Source organism: Corallococcus sp. M7 (genome assembly GCF_054512695.1).
Window position 1 is genome coordinate 799,861 of sequence record NZ_CM137252.1, and the last position, 20,960, is coordinate 820,820.

The window sequence follows — 20,960 nt, forward strand, 5'->3', positions numbered from 1 at the left end:
CCGGTGGGGCTGAAAACGCACCGCCCGGATGTTCCATCCGGGTGCCCCGGAAAGGCCCTCTCCGACCCCTGGAACCGGGCGGGCGGGCAGCCGTGGCGAATCCCCCCTGTTTCCCTTATTGACTGAGGGAAATCCGGGGGTTACGAACACTCTCCCATCGGGCGGAGCCCCCCACGCGCGGGGCCCGTCCGCACCTTCCAGAGCCCATGGCTGACGACACCACCGACACGCCGGCAACGCCCCCCGCGCCCCCTCCGTCGAGCGGCGCCGGAGAGCTCATTCCCATCAACATCGAAGACGAGATGCGCCGCTCGTATCTCGACTACTCGATGTCCGTCATCATCGGCCGCGCGCTGCCAGACGTGCGCGACGGCCTGAAGCCCGTCCACCGTCGCGTCCTCTTCGCGATGAACGACCTGGGCAACCTCCACAACCGCGCCTACAAGAAGAGCGCGCGCGTGGTGGGTGACGTCATCGGTAAGTACCACCCGCACGGCGACTCCTCCGTCTACGACGCCATGGTGCGCCTGGCCCAGGAGTGGAGCCTTCGCTACCTGCTGGTGGACGGCCAGGGCAACTTCGGCTCGGTGGACGGCGACTCGCCGGCGGCCATGCGTTACACGGAAGTGCGCATGGAGCGGCTGGCGGAGGACCTCCTGTCGGACATCGACAAGGAGACCGTCGACTTCGGCCCCAACTACGACGACTCGCTGGAAGAGCCGCTCGTCCTGCCCGCCAAGTTCCCCAACCTCCTCGTCAACGGCAGCAGCGGCATCGCGGTGGGCATGACCACCAACATCCCGCCGCACAACATGACGGAGGTCATCAGCGGCACGCTGCACCTCATCGACAATCCGGGCTGCACCGTCCTGGACCTGATGGAGTTCATCGAGGGGCCGGACTTCCCCACCGCCGCCATCATCACCGGCCGCGAGGGCATCCGCCGCGCCTACGAGACGGGCCGCGGGTCCATGACCATCCGTGCGCGCACGGAGATCGAGACCTCCAAGAAGGGCGACCGTGAGGCCATCATCGTCACGGAGATCCCCTACCAGGTGAACAAGGCCCGGCTCATCGAGAAGATCGCCGAGCTGGTGCGTGAGAAGAAGCTGGAGGGCATCAGCGACATCCGTGACGAGAGCGACCGTCAGGGCATGCGCATCGTCATCGAGCTCAAGCGCGATGCCATCTCCCAGGTGGTGCTCAACAACCTCTTCTCCATGACGCAGATGGAGACGACGTTCGGCGCGGTGATGCTGGCCATCGACGGCGGGCAGCCGCGCACGCTCAACCTGAAGGAGCTGCTGGACCGCTTCATCGCCCACCGCCGCGACGTGGTGACGCGCCGCTCGCGCTACGAATTGCGCAAGGCGCTGGCGCGCATGCACATCGTGGAAGGCCTGCTCGTCGCGCAGGACCTCATCGACCTGGTGGTCAGCCTCATCCGCGCGTCGCGCGACCCGGATGAAGCGCGCTGGGGCCTGATGAACATCCTGTCGCCGGAGCTGTACACGCGCGAGCGCTTCCAGAACCTGGAGCGCATCGACTACGCGAAGGCCAAGGCGCAGATGGAGCTCTTGGTCAGCCGCGCGCGCAACGAGGAGCCGGCCTACGGCGGCCTGGAGCACAAGTACGAGGGCGCGGGCTTCAGCGAGGACCAGGCGCAGAACATCCTGGAGATGCGCCTGCAGCGCCTCACCGGCCTGCAGCGCGAGGAGCTCTTCAAGGAGCTCATCGGCCTGGTGCGCGACATCGCGCGCCTGCGCGACATCCTCGCCAACGAGCGCAGCCTGCTCTCCGTCATCAAGGCGGAGCTGATGGAGATCCGCGAGCGCTACGGCGACAAGCGCCGCACGGAGATCACCGGCGCGGTGGATGAAATCACCAGCGAGGACCTCATCGCCGAGGAGACGATGGTGGTCACGCTGTCGCACACGGGCTACGTGAAGCGCTCGCCCCTGTCGGAGTACCGCGCGCAGAAGCGCGGCGGGCGCGGCAAGACGGGCGCGGGGACGAAGGAGGACGACTTCGTCACCAAGGTGTTCGTGGCCAGCACGCACGCGTACCTCATGCCCATCACCACCAAGGGCAAGCTGTACTCGCTGAAGGTGCACCAGATTCCGCAGGGCAGCCGCACCTCGCGCGGCAAGGCCATCGTGAACCTGGTGCAGTTCGGGGAAGGGGAGCGGCTGGCGCAGGTGCTGGTGACGCGCGACTTCCCGGAGAACCGCTACGTCTTCTTCGTCACGAAGAAGGGCGTGGTGAAGCGCACGGACCTGAGCGCGTTCGAGAGCGTCCGCGCCAGCGGCATCATCGCGCTGGGCATCGACGAGGGCGACGAGCTGGTGGGCGTGATGATCACCGACGGCACCAAGGACATCCTCCTGTCCACGGCCACGGGCATGAGCATCCGCTTCAAGGAAGAGGATGTCCGCTCCATGGGCCGCCAGGCCTACGGCGTGAAGGGCATCACGCTGGAGGACGGCGACGAGGTGGTGGGCGCGGACCTGCTGGACAAGGAGCCGGAGGAGGGCCAGGCGCCCGCGGAGCAGAGCAGCGCCATCCTCACGGTGACGGAGAACGGCTACGGCAAGCGCACCGAGGGCGCCGAGTACCGGCAGCAGGGCCGCGGCGGCAAGGGCATCATCGACATCAAGACCACCGAGCGGAACGGCCGCGTGGTGGGCGTGGTGCAGGTGAAGGACAGCGACGAGGTGATGCTCGTCACCAACGGCGGCATGCTCATCCGCATGAAGGTGAAGGAGATCTCCGTCATCGGCCGCAACACGCAGGGCGTGCGCCTCATCGCGCTGGAGAACGGCGAGGAGAAGGTGATGGCCATCTCCAAGCTGCCCGAAGGCGAGGAGTCCGAGGAGGAGACGGAGGCCACCTCGCCGGTGGAAGGGGCCGCCGCCGAGGCCTCCTCGGAGGCCGCGCCGGTGGAGGCCGCTTCGCCGGAGGCTCCCGCGGATGACGCGGGCGCTGCCCCGGAAGGTGAGCCCGGCTCGGAAGGCTAGAGGCTTGAAGTAGCAGTCACGGGAGGGCCGGGCATGTGACCCGGCCCTCTTCGTTTTTGCGGGGGACTACTTCTGGGTGAGGTCCTTGGGCACGGCGAGGCCGGCGGTCTTCTCGTCGATCCAGAAGATGTTCATCACCCACCAGCGCTGACCGTCGTTGAAGAGCTGGATGCTGTTGACGCCCTTGGCGATGAGCGGCCCGTCCTGCGTGCCGCGCGCCTCATAGGTGCTCATGACCTGCACCAGTCCGCCGAAGGCGTGCGTCTGGCGGGCGATCTCCTTCTCGAAGAAGCCGTGGGTCGCGGTGCTCTGCTGGCCCCACGTCACGTAGTCCTCCGGCGTGATGGGGCGGCCGCCAGCGTGGTCGCGCCCGGCGGCTTCGCCAGCGGGATGAGCTGGGCGCCCGGATAGAAGAGGGAGCGGAAGCGCTGCCAGTCGCGAGGCGCGCCGGCCGGCCCGCTGATGACGTCGTAGAGGGCCTTGAGGATGGCGTCCTGGGACTTCACGTCCTCGGGCTTCGCCTTGGGCAGCTGCGCGAGCGCGGCCTGGGTGCGCTCCGCCGAAGCCTTCAGTGGGTTGGGCTTCTCCGGAGCGGCCGCGGCCTTGGGTTGCGGCGGAGGGGCAGCGGGGGCCTGGGCGAAGGACGCGGTTCCCAGCAGGACGGCACAAGCGACGAGCAGGCGCGACATGGGGACTCCCGGAAGAGGGGAAGGACGCGGCGGCAGCCTAGCCTCGCGGCGGGACGCGCCGCAGCCGCTTCGGGATAGGCTGTCAGGCAATGGCTTCAGGACCGGACGGAGCGGAGGTTCCCCGCGTGAGCAGGTGGCGGGAGTCGTGGCGGTCCCCGTCCTTCACCCGCGCGCTCGTGAGCCTGGGGCTCAGCGTCGCGGCCATGAACACCTGCCGGCTCTACACCGACCTGGAATGGAAGGTGATGAATCCCGTCCTCAACAAGCCTTCCCTGATGGCGGTGGAGATGCAGGCGCCATTGGAGGGCCTCATGTCGGGGCTGGAGCGGATGGAGCGCGTCTTCGTCTATCTGGCGTTGGGGTTCATGGTCTGGGCGTTCCGCTCCGGGACGCCACGCTGGCCCGCCTGGTGCGCGCTGGTTCCGGCCGTGTGCGCCTGGATCATGTCGTGGCACATCTACGCGTAGCTGTGTCCGCCGGGCGTCCGGCAGTCTCCAGCGATGGGGCCTCGGTGCTTGGCCCGGCCGGTGCCGCACCGTAGTGTGCCCGCCGTCATGGCCTTCCTCTCGCTCGATGCCCTCACCCTGAAGTTCCTCGGTGCCGCCGCCCCCGCGGTGCGGGACGTGTCGCTGGCGCTGGAGCCGGGCGACGCGGTGGCGCTGATGGGCACCTCCGGCTCCGGGAAGACGGCGCTGCTGCGGCTGGTCGCGGGCCTGGAGCAGCCGACGTCCGGCACCCTCACGCTCGAGGGCCGCGTGGTCGCCGGGCCGGACGTGTTCGTGCCCCCGGAGCAGCGCCCCCTGCGCCGCGTCCTCCACGACGCGGAGCTCGAATCCGGCCTCACCGTGCGCGACGTGGTGATGGGCGTGCAGCCCAGGGGTGAAGGCCTGGCGCACGCGCGCGGCCTGCTGGCGATGTTCCAGTTGGAAGACCTGGAAGCGCGCGCCTGCGGAACGCTCTCCCGGGGACAGCGGCAGCGCGTCTTGCTGGCCCGCGCGCTGGCCTCGGGGACGAAGCTGCTGGTGCTGGATGAGCCCTTCGCCGGCATGGACGCCGGCCTGCGCGCCAACATCCTCGGGGAGTGGCGCCGCGTGCTCAAGGCGCGAGGCACCGCCGTGCTCTTCGCCACGCACGACGTGGGAGACGCGCTGGCCTTCGCGGACAGGCTGGTGCTGCTGCGCGCGGGCACGGTGGAGCAGCAGGGCGCGCCCGAGTCCGTCTACGAAGCGCCGCGCAGCGCCTTCGCCGCGTACTTCCTGGGTGGCACCAACCTGCTGCCCGGTTCGGCCTTCGGCCGCGTCGCGCGCACGGCGCTGGGCAACCTGCCGCTGAGCACGGACGCGCGCGGCGAGGTGATGCTCTCCCTGCGCCCGGAGGCGCTGCGGCTCGTCCCCGACACGGACGGTGTCGCGGTGGGTGGCGCCCTGCGCGCGGAAATCCTGGAGCGCGCCTTCCGGGGCGCGCACGTGGACTTCACCGTGTCCTGCGCGGGCATGGCGCTGGTGGTGCGCGCCGCCTCCTCGGCTCCGTTTCGCGAGGGCGGCCGCGCCCGCCTGGAGGTCTCGGGCCGCGCGGACGTGCTGGAGGAGACATCCGGGCTCGCCCGCTAGTGCACCGGGCGTGCAAGCTCCCGGCACGAATGGTGCAATCACCCGCGTCCCCCATGCGTAGGGAGGGGTATGAACATCGCAGGCCTTCGAGGAATGGGAACCCGCTTCTTCAGCTACGTGCGCGACCCCCAGGTGGCGACGTGGCGCAAGCTGGCCGGGCTGCTGGCCGTCCTGTACTTCGTGTCGCCCGTGGACGCGATTCCGGACTTCATCCCCGTGGTGGGCTGGCTGGACGACCTGGGCGTGCTGTCCGCCGCCGCGTTCTTCATGGTGCGCGAGGTCCAGCGCTGGCGCCCCGGCACGCCCGCCGGTGTGCCTTCGTTCGACGGACTCCCGCGCGACGAGGAGGGCCGCACGCGCGAGCCCACGCTGCGCCGGCACTCCTAGCCGTCAGTCGTTGCCGCCGCGGCGGTCCTCGAAGTGCACGAAGTCGATGAGGAACGTCGCGGCCACCACCAACGTCCGCACGTGCGGGTCGTGCAGGCCGTTGAACCGGACGCCGAAGTTGTCGGCGTCCGTGAACATCTCCTTGCCGAACCCGCTCCACCTCTTCGCGATGGTCCCCACCTCGCGCCCCTGCTGCTCCACGTTGAACGTCCAGGGCCGGAAGAACGGCCCGCTCAAGTGGGCCAGCTCCTCGTCATGGGGCCCGAGCACGTCGTAGGCGCGGGTGAAGAAGCGGAAGCGCTGCTGGATGGCGCCCAGGTGCCGCCCCTCGCCGTCCTCCACCTCCATCCGGGACAGCCAGAAGCGCCACGGGCGGCGCAGCCGCAGGAGCGTCTCCCCGCGCTCGGACTTGAGCTCCATCGTGAAGGGCCGCTTCGCCTTGAGGAAGCCGCGCAGGATGAACAGGCCCAGCCCGCTGCCCACCTCGCCCGCGAAGAAGAGCGGGCGTCCGTCGTCGCCCACCACCTCGTAGCGGTTGCGGCCCTCGAAGCCGGTGAGGATTTCGCCCCACTCCTTCACCTGCCGCACGCGCAGCGTGTGCTCGTCACGCAAGAGGGACAGCGCCTGGGACTCGACGGGCATGGGCGGCTCCGGGACGGCCGAAGGAAGGAAAGCGGCCGCAGTCTAGAACTGTCCGAGCACCGCGAGCCCCATCCCCCCATGCCGCCCCATGGCCGCGGGGACGACGGAGACAGCCGGAGTGTTGTCTGGTGCATCGAAGTCCCGCGTGAGGAACGTCGCGGTCCCCAGGCCCGCCAGCACGCCCACGGCGGTGCCCACCAGCAGGGCGTCCCCGTGGTCGTCGTCCAGCACCAGGAACAGCGCGCTCAGCCCCATCAGGCCGCCCAGGATGCCGCCCGCGTCGATGAGCAGCACCCGGCCCCGGGAGATGTCCAGGTGGCGCGACACCAGCGCGAAGGTGAGCAGGCCCGCGCCCACCACGCCCTGCTCGATGATGAAGAAGTCCTGCGTCTCGCCGGTCTGCGTGGCCATCAGCAGCCCCGCCACCACGCCCGCCCACAGGCCACCGGAGTTCGTCAGCGACACCTGTCCGGCGGTGGGCCGCGCGAACTCCGCCACCAGGAGGCCCAGGCCCGTGAAGCCCAGCGCCCCCGCCATCACCGCCCCGGTGGAGCTGTCCCCATCCAGGTCGAACGAGCCGATGGCTGACAGGCCATACCCGAAGCCCCACACCGTGCCGGAGTTGATGGCCGCCGCCTGGCCCTGCGTCAGCCCGCTCCGGGTGGCGAGCAGCGAAATCGCCGCCCCCGCGCCGCCGCCCAGCAGCGACACCGCCACGTAGGCGCGCGTGTCCTGGCAGTTGGAGATGGCGCACAGCAGGATGCCCTGGGTGATGCCGTGCAGCGTCTGCACGACGGTCAGCGACGCCCGGGCGCTCTTGGACGGTCCCTCCTTCGAGGGCGACTCGGGCTCCGCCACCACCGGCCGCGCCAGCGTGTCCTGCGCCAGCCGCGCGCCCGGCTCCAGCCGCGTCCGCGCCAGCCGCGCCAGCTCCGGCGCGTACGGATGCCCGGGGCACACCAGCATCACGCGCTCCAACAACTCCAGCGCCTGGGCATCCTGTCCGCGCACCAGCGCGTCGAAGCCCGCCGCGTAGTCGGAGTCGGCGGCGCAGGCCTCCTCGCTCGCCACGAGCGGCGGCGCGGACACGGTGCCTGGAGACGTGACGGCGGGAGGTGCCGCGGCTTCCCGGGACGAAGGACCGGGCTGCGCGGCGACGAGGACGGCCAGGACGAAGGGCGCGAGGACCATGCGAGCGCCCACCCTAGTCGACCCTCGCGAAAAGACGGGAGGCCCGGGACCCCGGTCCTCCCGGAAAGGAGGCACGGGGCCCGGGTGACGCCACGCGGCGGCCTACCGCGTCGCCAGCGTCTCCATGTGCTGACGGAGCGCGGCCATGTCCCCCAGCCGCCCGTCCAGGCCCGGAAGCGGCTTCGCGGCCTGCTCGATGCGGCCCCGCGTGCGCGGTCCCGCCGCCACCAGCCACGCCACCCCCAGCGCCAGCTCCGCCACGTCCGGCGCCTGGCCCAGCTGCGAGGCCAGCGCGAGCAGCGCGTCCACGGCCTTCTTCACCTGCGCGCCGTGCAGCGGGTGGCTGCTGGTGATGCCCTCGCGCAGGAGCACCAGCAGCACCCGCGCGGTGGCGCGGGCCTGGCGCACCGGCTCCGGCCCTTCACCCGTACCGGCCCACAGCCCGTTCGCGAGCTGCCGGCCCAGGAGGCTGCCCACGTCCTCGGTGGCCATGGGCGCTTCCGCCACGGACAGCGGCTGGATTTCCTCCTGCTCGTAGAGCACCTCCGCCTTGCCCTGGACGACGCGCTCCAGCTCCGCGGCGGTCTCCTGGACGCGAGCGGCCTTGGACGGCATGGCCGCGGACATCAGCCGGTCGAAGAAGCCGCCCTTGTCCTTCTTCGCGGCCTCCTGCTCCCTGCGCTCCATGGGCGCGGCCCTGCCACCCATGGGCCCGGCGCCATCCGCGGACTCCGCCTGGAAGGAGGACCCGGTGGTGGGCTCCGGCCCCAGGTTGCGCGCGGGCGCGGACGCGGGCGCGGCCATGCTCGGAGGCGGCGGGGGCACCGCGCCGCCCCGCGAGCGGCCGAGCCCTCCCGGCGCCGCCGCGGGCGCGGGCATCGGCTTCGAGGCCTTGCGCTTCATCACGCGCGACCGCTCCGGCGCGAGCGCGCCCTCCGGCACGGCGTCGTCCATGTCCCGCGCGGCCTGGTTGAACATGCTCCAGCCCGCGGGCGCGTTCACCGGCACCACGCGCGTCTCCGGCGTGCCGGACGCGCGGCGGTCGCCCTGGCGCTCCTCCACGACCACGAAGGACGTGTACTGCGTGGCCAACTGGTGCTCGACGGCGAGCCGCACGATGCGCTCCTTCATCGCCTCCGCGCGCCGGCCCACCAGCCCTGCGTCCATCCAGCCCCGGATGCGCTCGGCGGCCCACAACTTCTCCACCACCGGCCGGTCCGACTGCGCGGGCAGGTCCAGCCGCACCGTGAGGGAGAAGGGCTCCCGGCCCGACTTCCCCTTCAGCGTCACGCTGCCCGTGCCCGCCTGCGCATAGCGCCCGAAGAGCGTCCACGGCGTGCCGTCCACCAGCGGCGGCAGCGTGGACGGGGCCAGCTCGCTGGCCTCCACGCCGTCGAAGCGCACCTCCAGGTCGGTGACGCGCGGCGCGAGCGCCCGCGAGAACTGCGCCACCACCTTCTCGTCGATGCGCTCCCCCGGGTGGATGAACTCCACCGCGCCATCCGTGCGCCGCGCCAGGTCGCGCAGGAGCGCGTCGCTCACGTTCGTGCCGATGCCGAACGAGAACACCCGCCCCGACCCGCGCGCCGCGAGCACCGCGTCGAGGATCTCGTTCTCGTTGCCCACCTGGCCGTCCGTCAGCAGCACCACCACGCCGTCCGGCGCGGCCTTCATCGCGGTGACCATGGGCTCCAGGAGCTCCGTGCCGCCGTAGGCCTTGAGCCCCGCGACCCACGCGTCCGCCTGCTCCAGCGTGCGCTGGGTGAACGGCACCGTCTGCGGAGAGAAGGATCGGAACGCGTTCTCGAACGCGATGACGTTGAACCGGTCGCCTTCACGCAGGTGGCGCAGGCACAGCCGGAGCGCGGCCTGGGCCTGGGGCAGGCTGTCGCCAGCCATGGAGCCGGACGTGTCCACCACGAACACCACCTCCTGCCGGGGCGGCGTCGTCGCCAGGTTCAGGAGGTCCGGCACCACCGTGAGCGCGAACGTGCCCGGGCCTTCCGCCTTCCGGTGCGTGACCACGGGCGTGAGCATCACGTCCGGGTTCGCGTTGCGCATCGTGAGGACCACGTCCCGGTCCAGCGCCACCTCGTTGCCCGCGAAGTTCTTGAGGTGCGAATCACGCTGCAGGCTCACCCGCGTGCGCGTGCCCTCCTTCACGACGGTGATGCGGTGGGACGGGCTCTCCACCACCACGTCACGGCCCACGTCGATGAGCAGGTCCATGCGCAGCCCGTAGTCCACGGAGCCCGTGGGCGGGGTGATGCGGTCCGCGTCCGGCACCCGCGTCGTGGGGGCCGCGCTGCCGTGGCCGGTGCGGTCGCCGTGCACCGCGCCGGGGATGTACCTGGGCGCCACCAGCGTGGGCAGCATCCAGCGCACGCTGCCCTCCTCCGCGGTGAGCGTCTGCAGGAACTCCACCTCCACCAGCGTCTCCTCGCCCGGCAGCAGGTTGCCCACCTGCGCGGTGAAGACGTTGGCGCGCTCCTGGTCCAGGAGCGCCGCGCCGTGGCCTTCGGTGATGGCGTCGTCATAGGCGCGGAAGGCCGCCTCGCGCTCCTTCACCACGCCGGCCACGCGGCGGCCCGCGCACGTCATGGAGAAGGCGCTGAGCGTCGCGTCGGAGGGCAGGGGGAAGGTGTAGAGGGCCTCCACCGGCTTCTTCTCGTCATTGCGGTAGCGCTGCGTCACGCGCACTCGCGCGTGCCCCCCGAGCAGCTCACCGGAGACTTCCACTCCCTGCAGGGGCACCTGGGCCCCCTCACGCGTGAACAGCCCACACTTCGCCTGCTCGTTCATGACGGCGTTCCTTCCTCGGACTCCTCGATGAGGGCGCGCACCCGCTCCGCCAGCGCCCGGACCTTCGCTTCGGCCTGCTCCGACACGTGCAACTCCAACCCCGGCGCCAGGAGCCAGCGCTGGTAACGCGCCACCTCCACCGTCGGGTCTTTTCCCGGCCGCTTCGGCGGCATCCGGGGGATGTCCTCCGGCACTGGCGGCGTCCCCGGGCTCACCGGCGTCTCCGCCAGCCGGCGCAGCTCCTCCGGCGACAGCCGCAAGAGCTCCGCCTGGATGGCATCCAGCGGCAGGAACCGGGCCTGGAGCACCCGGATGGCCTTGAGCCGCGTCCGGTGCTCCTCTCCGTAGACCGTGTCCGGCCCCTTGAAGGGCGGCGCGGGCAGGAGGCCCCGCTGGACGTAGTAGCGGACGGTGCGAGGCGAGACCCCCACCTCCTCCGCCAGCGCGGCCAGCTTCCACTCCGTCTGTGTCTTGGGCGTGCTCACGAACCTGACAGTAGGTTGTGACAGTTTGACTGTCAAGACATCGGTGGCGATTCGTCAGCGGTGGTGTCGGGATGCCAGGGGTGGCGGCCGGGCGGGCGGTGGGACAGAAGGGGGCATGAACGTCGGCGTGGACGGCCTGGACCCCTCCTCCATCCAGCTCATTGGCACGGCGGTGACGCCCGCGGTGATGGTGTCCGGGTGCGGCATCCTGGCCACCGGCCTGGACAACCAGATTTCGCGCATCACCGCGCGCATGCGCGACATGGTCCGGGAATGGCGCACGCTGCCGGAGGGCCATGCGCGCCGCTCACTCCTGCGCGAGGAGGTGGCCATCATGGACCGCCGCCACGCCATCCTCGCCCGGGCCATTGGCTTCACCTACGCGGCGCTCCTGTCCTTCGTGGTGACGTCGCTGCTGTATCTGCTGCGCCGCAGCGTCGCGGTGCCGGAGGGGCTGCCGGTGATGTCCTTCTCCCTGGGCGTGGGGCTGCTGGGCTCCACGGCGGTGCTGGCCCTGGCGTCGCTGCGCTTGAGCCGCCGCGCCATCACGCTGGAGGGCGCGGAGCTGTTCCGCGACGGGCAACCGGGCGGCCCACCGAAGGCCTGAATTTGTTCCGCAGCGCACGCGAAGGTGCTAGCGGGTGCCCCGCAGGACGCGCGGGTCTGGTACGTCCCGCCCAACCCTCACCGTGGAGCACGTGAACATGGCAAACGCCAAGGTCTTCTTCGACATGTCGATTGGTGGCCAGCCCGCCGGCCGCATCGTGATGGAGCTGTTCTCCGACGACGTTCCCAAGACCGCCGACAACTTCCGCGCCCTGTGCACGGGTGAGAAGGGCATCGGCAAGAGCGGCAAGCCGCTGCACTTCAAGGGCACGCCCTTCCACCGCGTCATCCCGAACTTCATGTGCCAGGGCGGCGACATCACGCTCGGCAATGGCTACGGCGGCGAGTCCATCTACGGTGAGAAGTTCGCGGACGAGAACTTCAAGCACCGGCACACGGGCCCGGGCGTCCTCTCCATGGCGAACGCCGGTCCCAACAGCAACGGCTCGCAGTTCTTCCTCACCACGGCGACCACCTCGTGGCTCGACGGCAAGCACGTCGTCTTTGGCAAGGTCGTCGAGGGCATGGACGTGGTGAAGAAGATCGAAGCCGTGGGCAGCCAGTCCGGCGCGACGAGCAAGCCCGTGAAGATCGAGGACAGCGGCCAGCTGTAATCCCGCCGCCGCGTCTCACCCGACAGGTCCATCCGTGCCGCGCGCACGGGTGGACCTTCGTCGTTTCAGGACAGGCCGTGGGACGCGTCCTCGTCCTCCTCCTCGCGGGCTTCCTCGGATGGACGGGGCCGCGCTGGCATGGCGCCGAACGCGCGCAATATCTCCAGGGGGATGGGCAGGATGGTGTGGTTGCCGCCGCCGGTGATCTCCACCAGCGTCTGGAGATAACGCAGCTGGAGCGTGGCGGGGTTGCGGCTGAGCACGTCCGCGGCCAGGGAGAGCTTCTCCGCGGCCTGGTGCTCGCCCTCCGCGGCGATGATCTTCGCGCGGCGCTCACGTTCCGCCTCCGCCTGCCGCGCGATGGCCCGCTGCATCTCCAGCGGCAGGTCGATGTGCTTCACCTCCACGTTGGAGACCTTCACGCCCCAAGGGTCGGTGCGCGCATCCAGCACCTGCTGCAACTCGTGGTTGATGCGCTCGCGCTGGGACAACAGGTCGTCCAGCTCCACCTGGCCCAGGATGGCGCGCAGCGTGGTCTGTGCAATCTGGCTGGTGGCGTAGAGGTAGTCCTCCACCTGGAGCACGGCCTTGTCCGCCTGGATGACGCGGAAGTAGACGACGGCGTTGACCTTCACGCTGACGTTGTCCTTGGTGATGACGTCCTGCGGGGGCACGTCGCGCGCCACGGTGCGCAGGTCGATGATGACCATCCGCTCGACGAAGGGGATGAGCCAGCGGAAGCCCGCGCGCTTGAGGCCCACGTAGCGGCCCAGCCGGAAGACGACACCGTTCTGGTACTCGGTGACGATGCGCACACCGGAGATGAAGAGGAGGAACAACAGGGCCAGGGGGAGGAGCCACCCCAGCGCTCCGACCAGCTCGTTCATGGCATCTGCTCCGCGACGGTGAGGGTGAGCCCCTCCACGGCACGCACCACGACCTGGGCGCCCTCGCGGATGGGGGTGAAGGAGACGGCGCGCCAGCGCTCGCCGTGGACGAACACCTCGCCGCCCGAGGGCGTGACGGGGGCCAGCGCCGTGCCGGCCTCGCCCACGAGCCCTGCGTCGCCGCCCCGCTGCGGCAGCTTGCGCGTCTGGGCGCTGCGGTACGCGACGAAGGCCGCGGTCCCCGCGAACACGAGCGCCGTGGGCAGCATCACGCCCCACGACAGGCGGAAGGACGGCTCCACGAACCAGCCGGGTTCGAAGCGGTCCACCAGGAACACGCCGCCCAATATCAACAGCCCCACGCCCGCCGCGCCCAGCAGGCCGCTGGTGACGAACAGCTCCGCGAGGATGAGCCCCACGCCCACGAGCATCAGCACCAGCGCGCCCGAGCGCACCGGCAGCGTCGCCGAAGCCATCAACGCCAGGACCAGCGCCACGCCGCCAATGAGCCCCGGCGCCACCGCGCCCGGATGGGACAGCTCCACCACCAGGCCCAGCGCCGCCACGAGGAACAGCAGGTAGATCAGCGACGGCTGCGCGAGCGCATGCACCACCCGCTGTGACAGCCCCGGCTCCAGGGACACCACGTGGGCGTCGCGGGTGGCGAGTGTCACGGTGTCACCGCCCGCCACCTCCACGCGGCGCCCATCGACGGCGGAGAGGAACGCGGCCTCGGTGGGCGCGACGAGCTCCACCACGCGAAGCTCCACGGCGCGGTCCGCGGGAACGCTGACGCTGTCGCGCACGGCGGACGCGGCCCACTCCGGATTGCGGCCCCGCTGCCGGGCGATGCCCTCCGCGAAGGCGACCGTGTCGTTCTCCACCTTGCGGGCGAGTTCCTCGCCACCCGCCTGCTCCACGTCTTCACCGCCGAGCCCCACGGGGTGCGCCGCGCCGATGTTCGTCCCCGGCGCCATGGCGCTCACGTTCGACGCGAGCGAGATGAACACGCCCGCGCTGCCCGCACGCGAACCGGAAGGCCCCACCCATACGAGCACGGGAACGCGCGAGCCCAGGAACGCGCGTACCACGGAGCGGGTGGCCTCCAACGAACCGCCCGGCGTGTCCAACCGCACGAGCAGCGCCGAGGCTCCTCCGTCCTCCGCGCGCTTCACGCAGTCCGCGAGGTACGCGCCCGAGCCGGCATCCACCACGCCCTCCAGTTCGCACCGCGCGACGAAGGATGACGAAGCGGGAGCCGCTGGCGCGGCGAAGCCCACGAAGAGGAACGCCAGGAGCCAGCCCCAGAGGACGTGACGGCGCCAGCTCATCCTGTCGACGTGGTCCCGCATGTCCGCCCCCGAATGCGCGCCGCTTGCGCACACGCACTCGGACAACGATGTGCATCGGACCTTCGGATGACCGGATTTTGAAGCCGGGGGCCCGGAGGGCAGGCGGGCAAGAAGTGTCCGGCGCCTCGCTTGTGCATCCAGTCCTGGACGTTGCAGGGGATGCGCGTTGCTGGAGGACGACGCACCTCCTTAGGGTCGGCCTCTCGATTTTCTCCCAGGAGGATTCATGCGCCGTGCCGTGCTGCTCATCGCTGCTCTGGGCCTGTCCGCTGTTGGAGCGGTGGCTTGCAAGACCACCCAGCCCCCGGGGACGGAGGACCAGCGGCCCATCCAGGGTCCGGACACGGCCCGCGAGCCCATCCAGAACGTGCCCAATGACCGGGGCGGCCCCGCGGGTCCCATCGAAGCGCCGGGCGTGGACGGTGGCTTCCCCGAGGGCGGCGGGTAGTCTTCCGCGCCATGACGGCGGAGACCACGGTCTACAGGGCGGAGCGCGTGTGGACGCTCGATGCGGAGCGTCCGCGCGCGGAAGCATTGGCGGTGCGCGACGGAAGGTTGCTCGCGGTGGGGACGCTCGCGGAAGCGCGCGCCGCCGCGGGTCCTGGCGCGCGTGAGGTGGACCTGGGCCGCGCCACGGTGGTGCCCGGCCTGGTGGACGCGCACGCGCACATCCATGGCCTGGGCAAGAGCCTGACCACGGTGCGCCTGGAGAAGGCGCCCTCGGTGGAGGAAGTCGTCCAGCGTCTGGCGAAGGCGCCCGCGTCGAGCTTCCAGGGGGACTGGTTGCTCGGCAAGGGGTGGGACCAGAACGAGTGGCCCGGCGCCGCGTTCCCTGGCCGCGAGGACCTGGATGCGCGCTTCCCCACGACGCCGGTGTTCCTCATGAGGGTGGATCATCACGCGGCCTGGGTGAACGGCGAGGCGCTGCGCCGCGCGGGCATCACACGCGACACGCCGGATCCGCCAGGAGGCCGCATCCTCAAGGACGCGAACGGCGAGCCCACCGGCGTCCTCGTGGACAACGCGATGGACGTGGTGGAGGCCGCCATTCCCGCGCCCACGCGCGAGCAGCTGGAGACCCGGTTGCGAGCCGCCCTGGAGCGGTGCGCTCAGGTCGGGCTCACGGGCGTGCACGACGCGGGCATGGACCTGCATGCCTTCCGCACGTTGCAGGCGTGGGACGCCGCGGGGACGTTGCCCCTGCGCGTGTATGCGATGGCGGCGGGGCAGGGCGAACAGCGGCACGCCTATCTGGAGCAGGGCCCGTGGCAGGGGCGTCACCTGTCCATGCGCTCGGTGAAGTTCCTGGCGGATGGAGCGCTGGGAAGCCGGGGCGCGGCGCTGCATGACGACTACAGCGACGAGCCCGGCCAGCGCGGCCTGCTGCTCCTCTCCCCCGAGGAACTCGAAGCGCGTGCCCAGGCCTTCATGGCGCGGGGCTTCCAGGTGTGCATCCACGCCATTGGAGATCGTGCCAATACATTGGTCGTGGACGTCCTCCTGCGAGGCGCGGAGCGGACGGGCACGCAGGCCCTGCGCCACCGCGTGGAGCACGCTCAGATTCTCCGGCTGGAAGACATCCGGAGGTTGGGCGCGGCGGGCCTGGTGGCCAGCGTGCAGCCCACGCACGCCACCAGCGACATGCCCTGGGCGGAGACGCGGCTGGGGCGCGAGCGTCTCAAGGGCGCCTACGCTTGGCGCACGTTGAAGGACGCGGGCGCGCACCTGGCGCTGGGCAGTGACTTCCCCATCGAGAACCCGGACGTGCTCGCGGGGCTCTACGCGGCGCGCACGCGGCAGGACGCGAAGGGCTGGCCGGAGGGCGGCTGGTATCCGGAGGAGCGCCTGAGCGCGGCGGAGGCGCTGGAGGGCTTCACGGTGGGGCCCGCGTGGGCGTCCTTCGAGGAAGCGCGGCGCGGAAGATTGAAGCCCGGCCTGGACGCGGACTTCGTCGCGCTGTCGGAAGACCCGCTGGAGGGGCCCGCGTCAGCGCTGGTGGACGCGCGCGTGCTGGCCACGGTGGTGGCTGGCGCGGAGGTGTTCCGCGCGGCGGAGTGATGCGGCTCACCCGCCGAAGATGTGCGAGCGCGCGGCTTCGGCGATGGCGACGACGGCGGGGTGGCGCAGGCGGCGCTCCACGGTGATGGCGTAGAAGCACTGCTCGATTTCGTCGGTGTGCCCGATGGCGGTGACGTTGAACTGCCGTTGCACCTCGGCGTCGATGATGGAGGGCATGGCGAAGATGCCGTGCCCCTTCTGTCCGAAGGCCTGGAGCAGCGCGCTGTCGTCGAAGTCACCGGCGATGAGGGGCCGGATGCCGAGCCGCTCGAACCACAAATCCAGCGAGCGGCGCACCGACGACTCCTCCGACGGCAGCAGCATGGGCGCGCCGTCGAGCGAGCGCGGGAAGTCCTTGCGCAGGTGCGCGAGCGGCTGGGCGGCGAAGAACGTCACGCCGCACTTGCCCAGGAGGTGGTTGAAGGACCGGACGCTGACGGGCTCGGAGCCGGGCGCGTCCGCGAGCACCACGTCCAGCTCATGCAGCGCCAGCTGTGCGAGCAATTGGGGCAGGGGGCTCTCGCGGCAGATGATGCGCAGCGAGGGACCGGCCTCCAGCGCGGGCTTGAGCAGCTGCTCGGCGACGAGCTTGGGGATGACGTCCAGCACGCCCACGTTGAGGCGCAGCTGCTGGCCGGTGGGCAGGCCGGAGACGACGTTCTTCAGCTCGTTGCCCAGGCGGAAGATCTCGTCCGCGTAGCGCATGACCGTGCGGCCCACGTCGGACAGGACGAGCTTGCGGCCCTTGCGCTCGAAGAGCTGGTGGCCCAGCGACTCCTCCAGCAGCTTGATCTGCGCGCTGATGGTGGGCTGGGCGAGGTGCAGCTCTTCACTCGCCTTGGCGATGCTGCCCGCCCGCGCAACCGTCCAGAAATACAGGAGATGGTGGTAGTTGAGCCACGCCATGACTTAGGAATAACCGAAGGTTTTCATCCAAACTAGCTCATTTTTTTAAGTGTCGCCGCCGCTTATCTCTACGTCCGTCACCGCGCGATGGGTGCGCGGGGGACTGATTGGGGAGGTACGCGTCATGGAAGCCATCTACGAGGAGCTCGAGTCCACGGTGGAGGGTGCGGAGACCGAGGTGGACTCGGCGGAAGTAGAGATGCGGGTGCGGGGGCACCTGGAGCTGGTCCGCCGGCTGGCCTGGAAGTACCGCTGGACGGGCCTGTCGCTGGAGGAGCTGATGGCGGAGGGCAACGTCGGCCTGGTGGAGGCGGCGCGCCGCTTCGAGGAGCGGGGAGTGCCCTTCGGCGCCTACGCGCAGCAGTGGATCCGCGCACGCATCCGGGCGTACGTGTCCCGCACCTGGAGTGTGGCGGGGGGCCGCGCGCCGTGGATCGTCTTCCAGCTCCGCCGCGAGCGTGCGCGGCTGGAGGCCCGCTGGGGCGAGGGGCACCCGGAGGTGACGAAGCGGCTGGCCGAGGCGCTGGGCAAGAAGGAGGAGGACGTGGTGCGGGGGACGGACGCGCTGGCGAAGGACGTGTCCCTGAACGCGCCCCTGGGCTTGGAGGGGGACGTGACGCGGCTGGACATGCTGGAGTCGGACGAGGACTCGGCGGAGGAGCAGGCGGACCGGGGGGCCTGGGCGGAGAAGCTGCGCCAGAGTGTGGCGGCGGCCTGGCCGGAGCTGGACGCGAGGGAGCGGGCGCTGGTGAAGGAGCGGATGCTGGTGGAGGACGGGGTGAGCGCGGAGTTCCTGGCGAAGCGCTTCGGGGTGACGGCGGTGCGCATCCGGCAGATCGAGCAGGGGCTGCGCCAGAAGCTGCGCCAGCGGCTGACGGCGGGGTGCACGGCCTGGGACGGCGAAGCGCCCCGGCTGGCGGCCTGAGTGTCGGGCGAGGAGGAGGCTTGGCGGAAAGAGGTTGACGTCGCGAGCCAGGAACCGTAAATCGGCGCTGCCGCTCGCGGTCCGCGGTACGCCCAAGTAGCTCAGTCGGTAGAGCAGGGGACTGAAAATCCCCGTGTCGGTGGTTCGATTCCGCCCTTGGGCACACCAGTAAGAAGAATCTGAAGGGCGTCGGACTCCGGTCCGGCGCCCTTTTTCTTTGTCTCGGGCCATGGGTTCCTCCGTGCGGGAACCATGATGCAACGGTGATCAACGCCCGCGCGCTCACGGACGAATACTGACTCCAGGCCTGCACTTCGGCCTGGAGGCGGAGATGCGCGCGAGTCATTGGGTCGCTTGGGCGGTGTGCGGCGCGTCGCTGGGCTGTGCCGCGCCCCGGAGCGTTGCCTCCTCGTCGGTGTCCGCGGACCTGACCGTTGAAGCCATCGATGCCCGGATCCATGTCGTCGCGCCTGGCCCCGGAGGGGAGTGGTGGGCAATTGGAGAGGGGCCCTACGCATTCTCCAATGCGCCCGGCATCGAAGCCTTCCGCAGCACGGATGAAGGCAGGTCCTGGCAGCGCGCCGTGGACCTCTCCCGGGCGCTGAACGCGGCACGAGGGGAGAAGTCCTCGAGCGCCATCCGCTTCCTCACCTGGTACACACCGGAGACAGGCATCGCGGCGGGCTCACTCGGGCCCTGGGTTCTCCGCACCACGGATGCCGGTAGGACGTGGCGGTCGGTCCCCCTGTGGGATGAGCAATGGATCTACACGCTGGAGCGCGCAGGCTTTCGGACCTGGATGTGTGGCTCCACGGGCCGGCTTTTGCGCAGCGATGATCAGGGCGCGAGCTGGCGGGAATCCACCGCCACACCCTTCAACAATGATGACCGATGCAGGGACATCTCCTTCATCAGTCCGGACCAGGGATGGGCCTTGGGCTCGAAGTCCACGCTCTGGGCCACGGAGGACGGCGGCGACACCTGGACGCCCCTGACGCCTCCCTTCCAACTGCTCCGACCTTCTGTCTTCTTCTGGGGACATTCATCGTCCCCGGATCTGCATGGAGTCCTGCGACTCACTCGAGACCTGGCCTGGGTCTCGGGCTCCAACGGGCTCTACAAGACGACGGACGGTGGCCGGACCTGGCAGGGACCCTTCTCCAGTCCGCCGGACGCCCTCCGTGTCTCCGTCACACAGGATGGACGACAGGTGTTGACCCTCACGACTCCGGAACTGCCGGTTGAGCAATGGACGCCTTCCTTCTCGAAGGCCCAGGCCTTCCCAAACGACACGGTGGCTGTCCTTTCACAATCGAGCACGCTCACCACCTACGTCTCGGGCCAGTCCGTTCGGGAAGGACCAATGCTCATGCGGGGGCAGGGAAGGCTGACGCGCCTGGATGGCTCCATTCAATTGGGTGACAGACATTGGCTGGGATGGTCCGGGGACCAGGTGATGGCCACCCATGACGCGGGCCAGAACTGGTTTCGTCAAAGCAATACTTCAGGTAGGTCAATTCACACGCTGGTGTTGCTTGAGAATGGAATCCTGCTCGCGGAGCTCGACGGCGGGCGGCTGCTTCGCTCGAAGGATGATGGGTGGACCTGGGCGCCGGCGGAGGGATGGGAGGCCCATGACTTCACCGTGGCCACCGGCCGGAATCCGGGAACAGAGCATCCGCTCGCGTGTCTGCTGTCGACCTCTGACGCCATGCTTCAGCTTGAGTTCGAAAGCCGTGGATGTTTCGGAGGCTCAGCGAGCACCCTGGAGCTGCGTGTCCGGACGGAGGGCGCGCACTTGAAGGGGAGCCGGGAGGAGTACCCGGAGCCCCTCCGCGTGGACCAGCGCCTGGGCCGGACCGAGGGTGAACAATTCCTGCGCAAGCTGGTGGACGCGGCGACGCGCGCCGAGCACGGCATGCGCTGTCAGTCGACCACGGCGGCCGAGGTGCGGCTGTCCTGGTCCTGTGGCTCCAGCCTGTTCAAGACCACCCATCGGGCAAAGCTCACGGGCAGCCTGTGTTCCCCGCCGCGGCAGCGCGCCGAGGGGGCCCCTGAGCCCTACGACCGCGTCGATGGCGTCTTCGATGCCGCCTGGGACGTGCTGGAAGAGGCGGTCTCCCGACCCAGGACCGACGCACCGGGTGCACATCCGGGCGTGACGCGGTAGATCGGTGTCCCGGAGGTTCATCAACGCAATGGACGCGAACGTGGTGGCGGAGCTGGAGAAGGCGGGCGTGAAGGTGGAGGACCCCATGCGCCTGTTCATCCCCGTGGAACGGGACGAACAGGGCCAGGTGAAGCCCGTGGGCGACGAGGTGCCCGTGCGCTTCGGCGACGTCACCGCCCACGTGCGCCTGCAGCCCATCTCCGCGCTGTGGACCGGCAACAAGCAGCCCCCGGACTTCACCCGGCCTCCCTTCCCTGAGTACGAGCCGTTCTTCTTCCTCATCGAGGCCACCGCCGCCGGCTTCTGCCGCGACACCCGCCACGCGGAGGTCGACCAGGAGTTCTCCCAGCTCTACCGGCACCTCGCGCGCCGGCCGGACGGCCACCACAAGAACCCGCTCTTCTCCTACCTGCGCGCCGCCGCCCGCCTGTACCTGTCCCTGCGCGACGTCAGCCAGGCGGAGTTCGAGGCCGTGGCGCAGCGCCTCCACCAGTCCGCCAAGCTGCACTCGGGCCACATCGGCAGCACGAACTACTTCCAGGCCGTGCTGCGGCAGGTGCTGGGCGCCTGACGCTCCTCGGGGACTCCCACGCGGCGTTTCTGGAATAGGGTGCGCTTT

General features: G+C 70.3%; 21 protein-coding genes and 1 tRNA gene. 12 read left to right on the plus strand and 10 right to left on the minus strand.

Annotated features, from left to right (window positions below):
• The first annotated feature begins 206 nt into the window (after positions 1–206).
• Entirely contained in the window at positions 207–3,017 is a 2,811-nt protein-coding gene (gyrA, locus tag ACX114_RS03370) for a DNA gyrase subunit A (RefSeq protein ID WP_459294639.1), read from the plus strand.
• 66 nt (positions 3,018–3,083) lie between these two features.
• Here the strand turns inward: gyrA and ACX114_RS03375 are convergent, their stop codons facing one another.
• Together ACX114_RS03375 and ACX114_RS03380 are read right to left on the minus strand one after the other, a co-directional pair.
• Complete coding sequence (locus tag ACX114_RS03375; protein WP_459294641.1) at positions 3,084–3,344, minus strand: hypothetical protein; 261 nt, start codon at positions 3,342–3,344, stop codon at positions 3,084–3,086.
• Complete coding sequence (locus ACX114_RS03380; RefSeq protein ID WP_459294643.1) at positions 3,341–3,706, minus strand: hypothetical protein; 366 nt, start codon at positions 3,704–3,706, stop codon at positions 3,341–3,343. The genes ACX114_RS03375 and ACX114_RS03380 overlap by 4 nt, the downstream gene beginning before the upstream one ends.
• A 125-nt stretch (positions 3,707–3,831) precedes the next feature.
• Between ACX114_RS03380 and ACX114_RS03385 the strand changes: the two genes are divergently transcribed.
• From ACX114_RS03385 to ACX114_RS03395, 3 genes are all read left to right on the plus strand, one after another.
• Entirely contained in the window at positions 3,832–4,173 is a 342-nt protein-coding gene (locus ACX114_RS03385) for a hypothetical protein (RefSeq protein WP_459294645.1), read from the plus strand.
• Between the two features lie 87 nt (positions 4,174–4,260).
• Complete coding sequence (locus tag ACX114_RS03390) at positions 4,261–5,316, plus strand: ABC transporter ATP-binding protein (protein WP_459294647.1); 1,056 nt, start codon at positions 4,261–4,263, stop codon at positions 5,314–5,316.
• Between the two features lie 93 nt (positions 5,317–5,409).
• A complete protein-coding gene (locus ACX114_RS03395; protein ID WP_459294649.1) occupies positions 5,410–5,703 on the plus strand; it encodes a YkvA family protein in 294 nt (97 codons plus the stop codon).
• A gap of 3 nt (positions 5,704–5,706) precedes the next feature.
• On the opposite strand, the gene ACX114_RS03400 is transcribed toward ACX114_RS03395, so the two are convergent.
• From ACX114_RS03400 to ACX114_RS03415, 4 genes are all read right to left on the minus strand, one after another.
• Positions 5,707–6,345, minus strand: a complete 639-nt coding sequence (locus ACX114_RS03400) for a phospholipid scramblase-related protein (protein ID WP_459294651.1) — start codon at positions 6,343–6,345, stop codon at positions 5,707–5,709.
• Positions 6,346–6,387: 42 nt separating this feature from the next.
• Positions 6,388–7,536 (minus strand): hypothetical protein, encoded by a 1,149-nt coding sequence (locus ACX114_RS03405; protein ID WP_459294653.1) that lies wholly within the window; start codon positions 7,534–7,536, stop codon positions 6,388–6,390.
• Positions 7,537–7,638: 102 nt separating this feature from the next.
• Entirely contained in the window at positions 7,639–10,338 is a 2,700-nt protein-coding gene (locus ACX114_RS03410; protein ID WP_459294655.1) for a VIT domain-containing protein, read from the minus strand.
• Complete coding sequence (locus ACX114_RS03415) at positions 10,335–10,823, minus strand: MerR family transcriptional regulator (RefSeq protein WP_459294657.1); 489 nt, start codon at positions 10,821–10,823, stop codon at positions 10,335–10,337. Before ACX114_RS03415 ends, ACX114_RS03410 begins: the two co-directional genes overlap by 4 nt.
• A gap of 115 nt (positions 10,824–10,938) precedes the next feature.
• Between ACX114_RS03415 and ACX114_RS03420 the strand changes: the two genes are divergently transcribed.
• Together ACX114_RS03420 and ACX114_RS03425 are read left to right on the plus strand one after the other, a co-directional pair.
• Positions 10,939–11,430, plus strand: coding sequence for a DUF2721 domain-containing protein (locus ACX114_RS03420; protein ID WP_459294659.1), 492 nt, complete (start codon positions 10,939–10,941; stop codon positions 11,428–11,430).
• Positions 11,431–11,527: 97 nt separating this feature from the next.
• Positions 11,528–12,043: a peptidylprolyl isomerase gene (locus tag ACX114_RS03425; protein ID WP_459294661.1), complete on the plus strand. Its 516-nt coding sequence runs from the start codon at positions 11,528–11,530 to the stop codon at positions 12,041–12,043.
• Between the two features lie 65 nt (positions 12,044–12,108).
• Here ACX114_RS03425 and ACX114_RS03430 read toward each other — a convergent pair whose 3' ends face one another.
• Together ACX114_RS03430 and ACX114_RS03435 are read right to left on the minus strand one after the other, a co-directional pair.
• Entirely contained in the window at positions 12,109–12,930 is an 822-nt protein-coding gene (locus tag ACX114_RS03430) for a slipin family protein (protein ID WP_459294663.1), read from the minus strand.
• The gene (locus tag ACX114_RS03435) at positions 12,927–14,261 is read right to left on the minus strand and encodes an NfeD family protein (RefSeq protein ID WP_459294665.1); all 1,335 of its coding nucleotides are present in this window, start codon (positions 14,259–14,261) and stop codon (positions 12,927–12,929) included. Before ACX114_RS03435 ends, ACX114_RS03430 begins: the two co-directional genes overlap by 4 nt.
• Before the next feature lie 247 nt (positions 14,262–14,508).
• On the opposite strand from ACX114_RS03435, the gene ACX114_RS03440 reads away from it, so the two are divergent.
• Complete coding sequence (locus tag ACX114_RS03440) at positions 14,509–14,730, plus strand: hypothetical protein (protein WP_459294667.1); 222 nt, start codon at positions 14,509–14,511, stop codon at positions 14,728–14,730.
• Between the two features lie 11 nt (positions 14,731–14,741).
• Entirely contained in the window at positions 14,742–16,340 is a 1,599-nt protein-coding gene (locus ACX114_RS03445) for an amidohydrolase (RefSeq protein WP_459294669.1), read from the plus strand.
• Between the two features lie 6 nt (positions 16,341–16,346).
• Here ACX114_RS03445 and nhaR read toward each other — a convergent pair whose 3' ends face one another.
• Positions 16,347–17,246, minus strand: a complete 900-nt coding sequence (gene nhaR, locus ACX114_RS03450) for a transcriptional activator NhaR (RefSeq protein WP_120551277.1) — start codon at positions 17,244–17,246, stop codon at positions 16,347–16,349.
• A 124-nt stretch (positions 17,247–17,370) separates the two neighbouring features.
• Between nhaR and ACX114_RS03455 the strand changes: the two genes are divergently transcribed.
• Together ACX114_RS03455 and ACX114_RS03460 are read left to right on the plus strand one after the other, a co-directional pair.
• The gene (locus ACX114_RS03455; protein ID WP_459294672.1) at positions 17,371–18,171 is read left to right on the plus strand and encodes a sigma-70 family RNA polymerase sigma factor; all 801 of its coding nucleotides are present in this window, start codon (positions 17,371–17,373) and stop codon (positions 18,169–18,171) included.
• A gap of 90 nt (positions 18,172–18,261) precedes the next feature.
• Positions 18,262–18,334, plus strand: a tRNA-Phe gene (locus tag ACX114_RS03460).
• A gap of 674 nt (positions 18,335–19,008) precedes the next feature.
• Here the strand turns inward: ACX114_RS03460 and ACX114_RS03465 are convergent.
• Positions 19,009–19,152 (minus strand): hypothetical protein, encoded by a 144-nt coding sequence (locus ACX114_RS03465; protein ID WP_459294674.1) that lies wholly within the window; start codon positions 19,150–19,152, stop codon positions 19,009–19,011.
• 229 nt (positions 19,153–19,381) lie between these two features.
• On the opposite strand from ACX114_RS03465, the gene ACX114_RS03470 reads away from it, so the two are divergent.
• Entirely contained in the window at positions 19,382–20,341 is a 960-nt protein-coding gene (locus ACX114_RS03470; protein WP_459294676.1) for a beta propeller repeat protein, read from the plus strand.
• Positions 20,342–20,369: 28 nt separating this feature from the next.
• Positions 20,370–20,912, plus strand: a complete 543-nt coding sequence (locus ACX114_RS03475) for a hypothetical protein (RefSeq protein ID WP_459294678.1) — start codon at positions 20,370–20,372, stop codon at positions 20,910–20,912.
• The last annotated feature ends 48 nt before the right edge of the window (positions 20,913–20,960 follow it).

Bases quoted from the DNA above. Each gene is read 5' to 3' on its own strand.
- gyrA (WP_459294639.1), top strand. From the start codon at position 207: ATGGCTGACGACACCACCGACACGCCGGCAACGCCCCCCGCGCCCCCT.
- ACX114_RS03380 (WP_459294643.1), bottom strand. From the start codon at position 3,706: ATGTCGCGCCTGCTCGTCGCTTGTGCCGTCCTGCTGGGAACCGCGTCC.
- ACX114_RS03390 (WP_459294647.1), top strand. From the start codon at position 4,261: ATGGCCTTCCTCTCGCTCGATGCCCTCACCCTGAAGTTCCTCGGTGCC.
- ACX114_RS03395 (WP_459294649.1), top strand. From the start codon at position 5,410: ATGGGAACCCGCTTCTTCAGCTACGTGCGCGACCCCCAGGTGGCGACG.
- ACX114_RS03400 (WP_459294651.1), bottom strand. From the start codon at position 6,345: ATGCCCGTCGAGTCCCAGGCGCTGTCCCTCTTGCGTGACGAGCACACG.
- ACX114_RS03405 (WP_459294653.1), bottom strand. From the start codon at position 7,536: ATGGTCCTCGCGCCCTTCGTCCTGGCCGTCCTCGTCGCCGCGCAGCCC.
- ACX114_RS03410 (WP_459294655.1), bottom strand. From the start codon at position 10,338: ATGAACGAGCAGGCGAAGTGTGGGCTGTTCACGCGTGAGGGGGCCCAG.
- ACX114_RS03420 (WP_459294659.1), top strand. From the start codon at position 10,939: ATGAACGTCGGCGTGGACGGCCTGGACCCCTCCTCCATCCAGCTCATT.
- ACX114_RS03425 (WP_459294661.1), top strand. From the start codon at position 11,528: ATGGCAAACGCCAAGGTCTTCTTCGACATGTCGATTGGTGGCCAGCCC.
- ACX114_RS03430 (WP_459294663.1), bottom strand. From the start codon at position 12,930: ATGAACGAGCTGGTCGGAGCGCTGGGGTGGCTCCTCCCCCTGGCCCTG.
- ACX114_RS03435 (WP_459294665.1), bottom strand. From the start codon at position 14,261: ATGAGCTGGCGCCGTCACGTCCTCTGGGGCTGGCTCCTGGCGTTCCTC.
- ACX114_RS03440 (WP_459294667.1), top strand. From the start codon at position 14,509: ATGCGCCGTGCCGTGCTGCTCATCGCTGCTCTGGGCCTGTCCGCTGTT.
- ACX114_RS03445 (WP_459294669.1), top strand. From the start codon at position 14,742: ATGACGGCGGAGACCACGGTCTACAGGGCGGAGCGCGTGTGGACGCTC.
- nhaR (WP_120551277.1), bottom strand. From the start codon at position 17,246: ATGGCGTGGCTCAACTACCACCATCTCCTGTATTTCTGGACGGTTGCG.
- ACX114_RS03455 (WP_459294672.1), top strand. From the start codon at position 17,371: ATGGAAGCCATCTACGAGGAGCTCGAGTCCACGGTGGAGGGTGCGGAG.
- ACX114_RS03475 (WP_459294678.1), top strand. From the start codon at position 20,370: ATGGACGCGAACGTGGTGGCGGAGCTGGAGAAGGCGGGCGTGAAGGTG.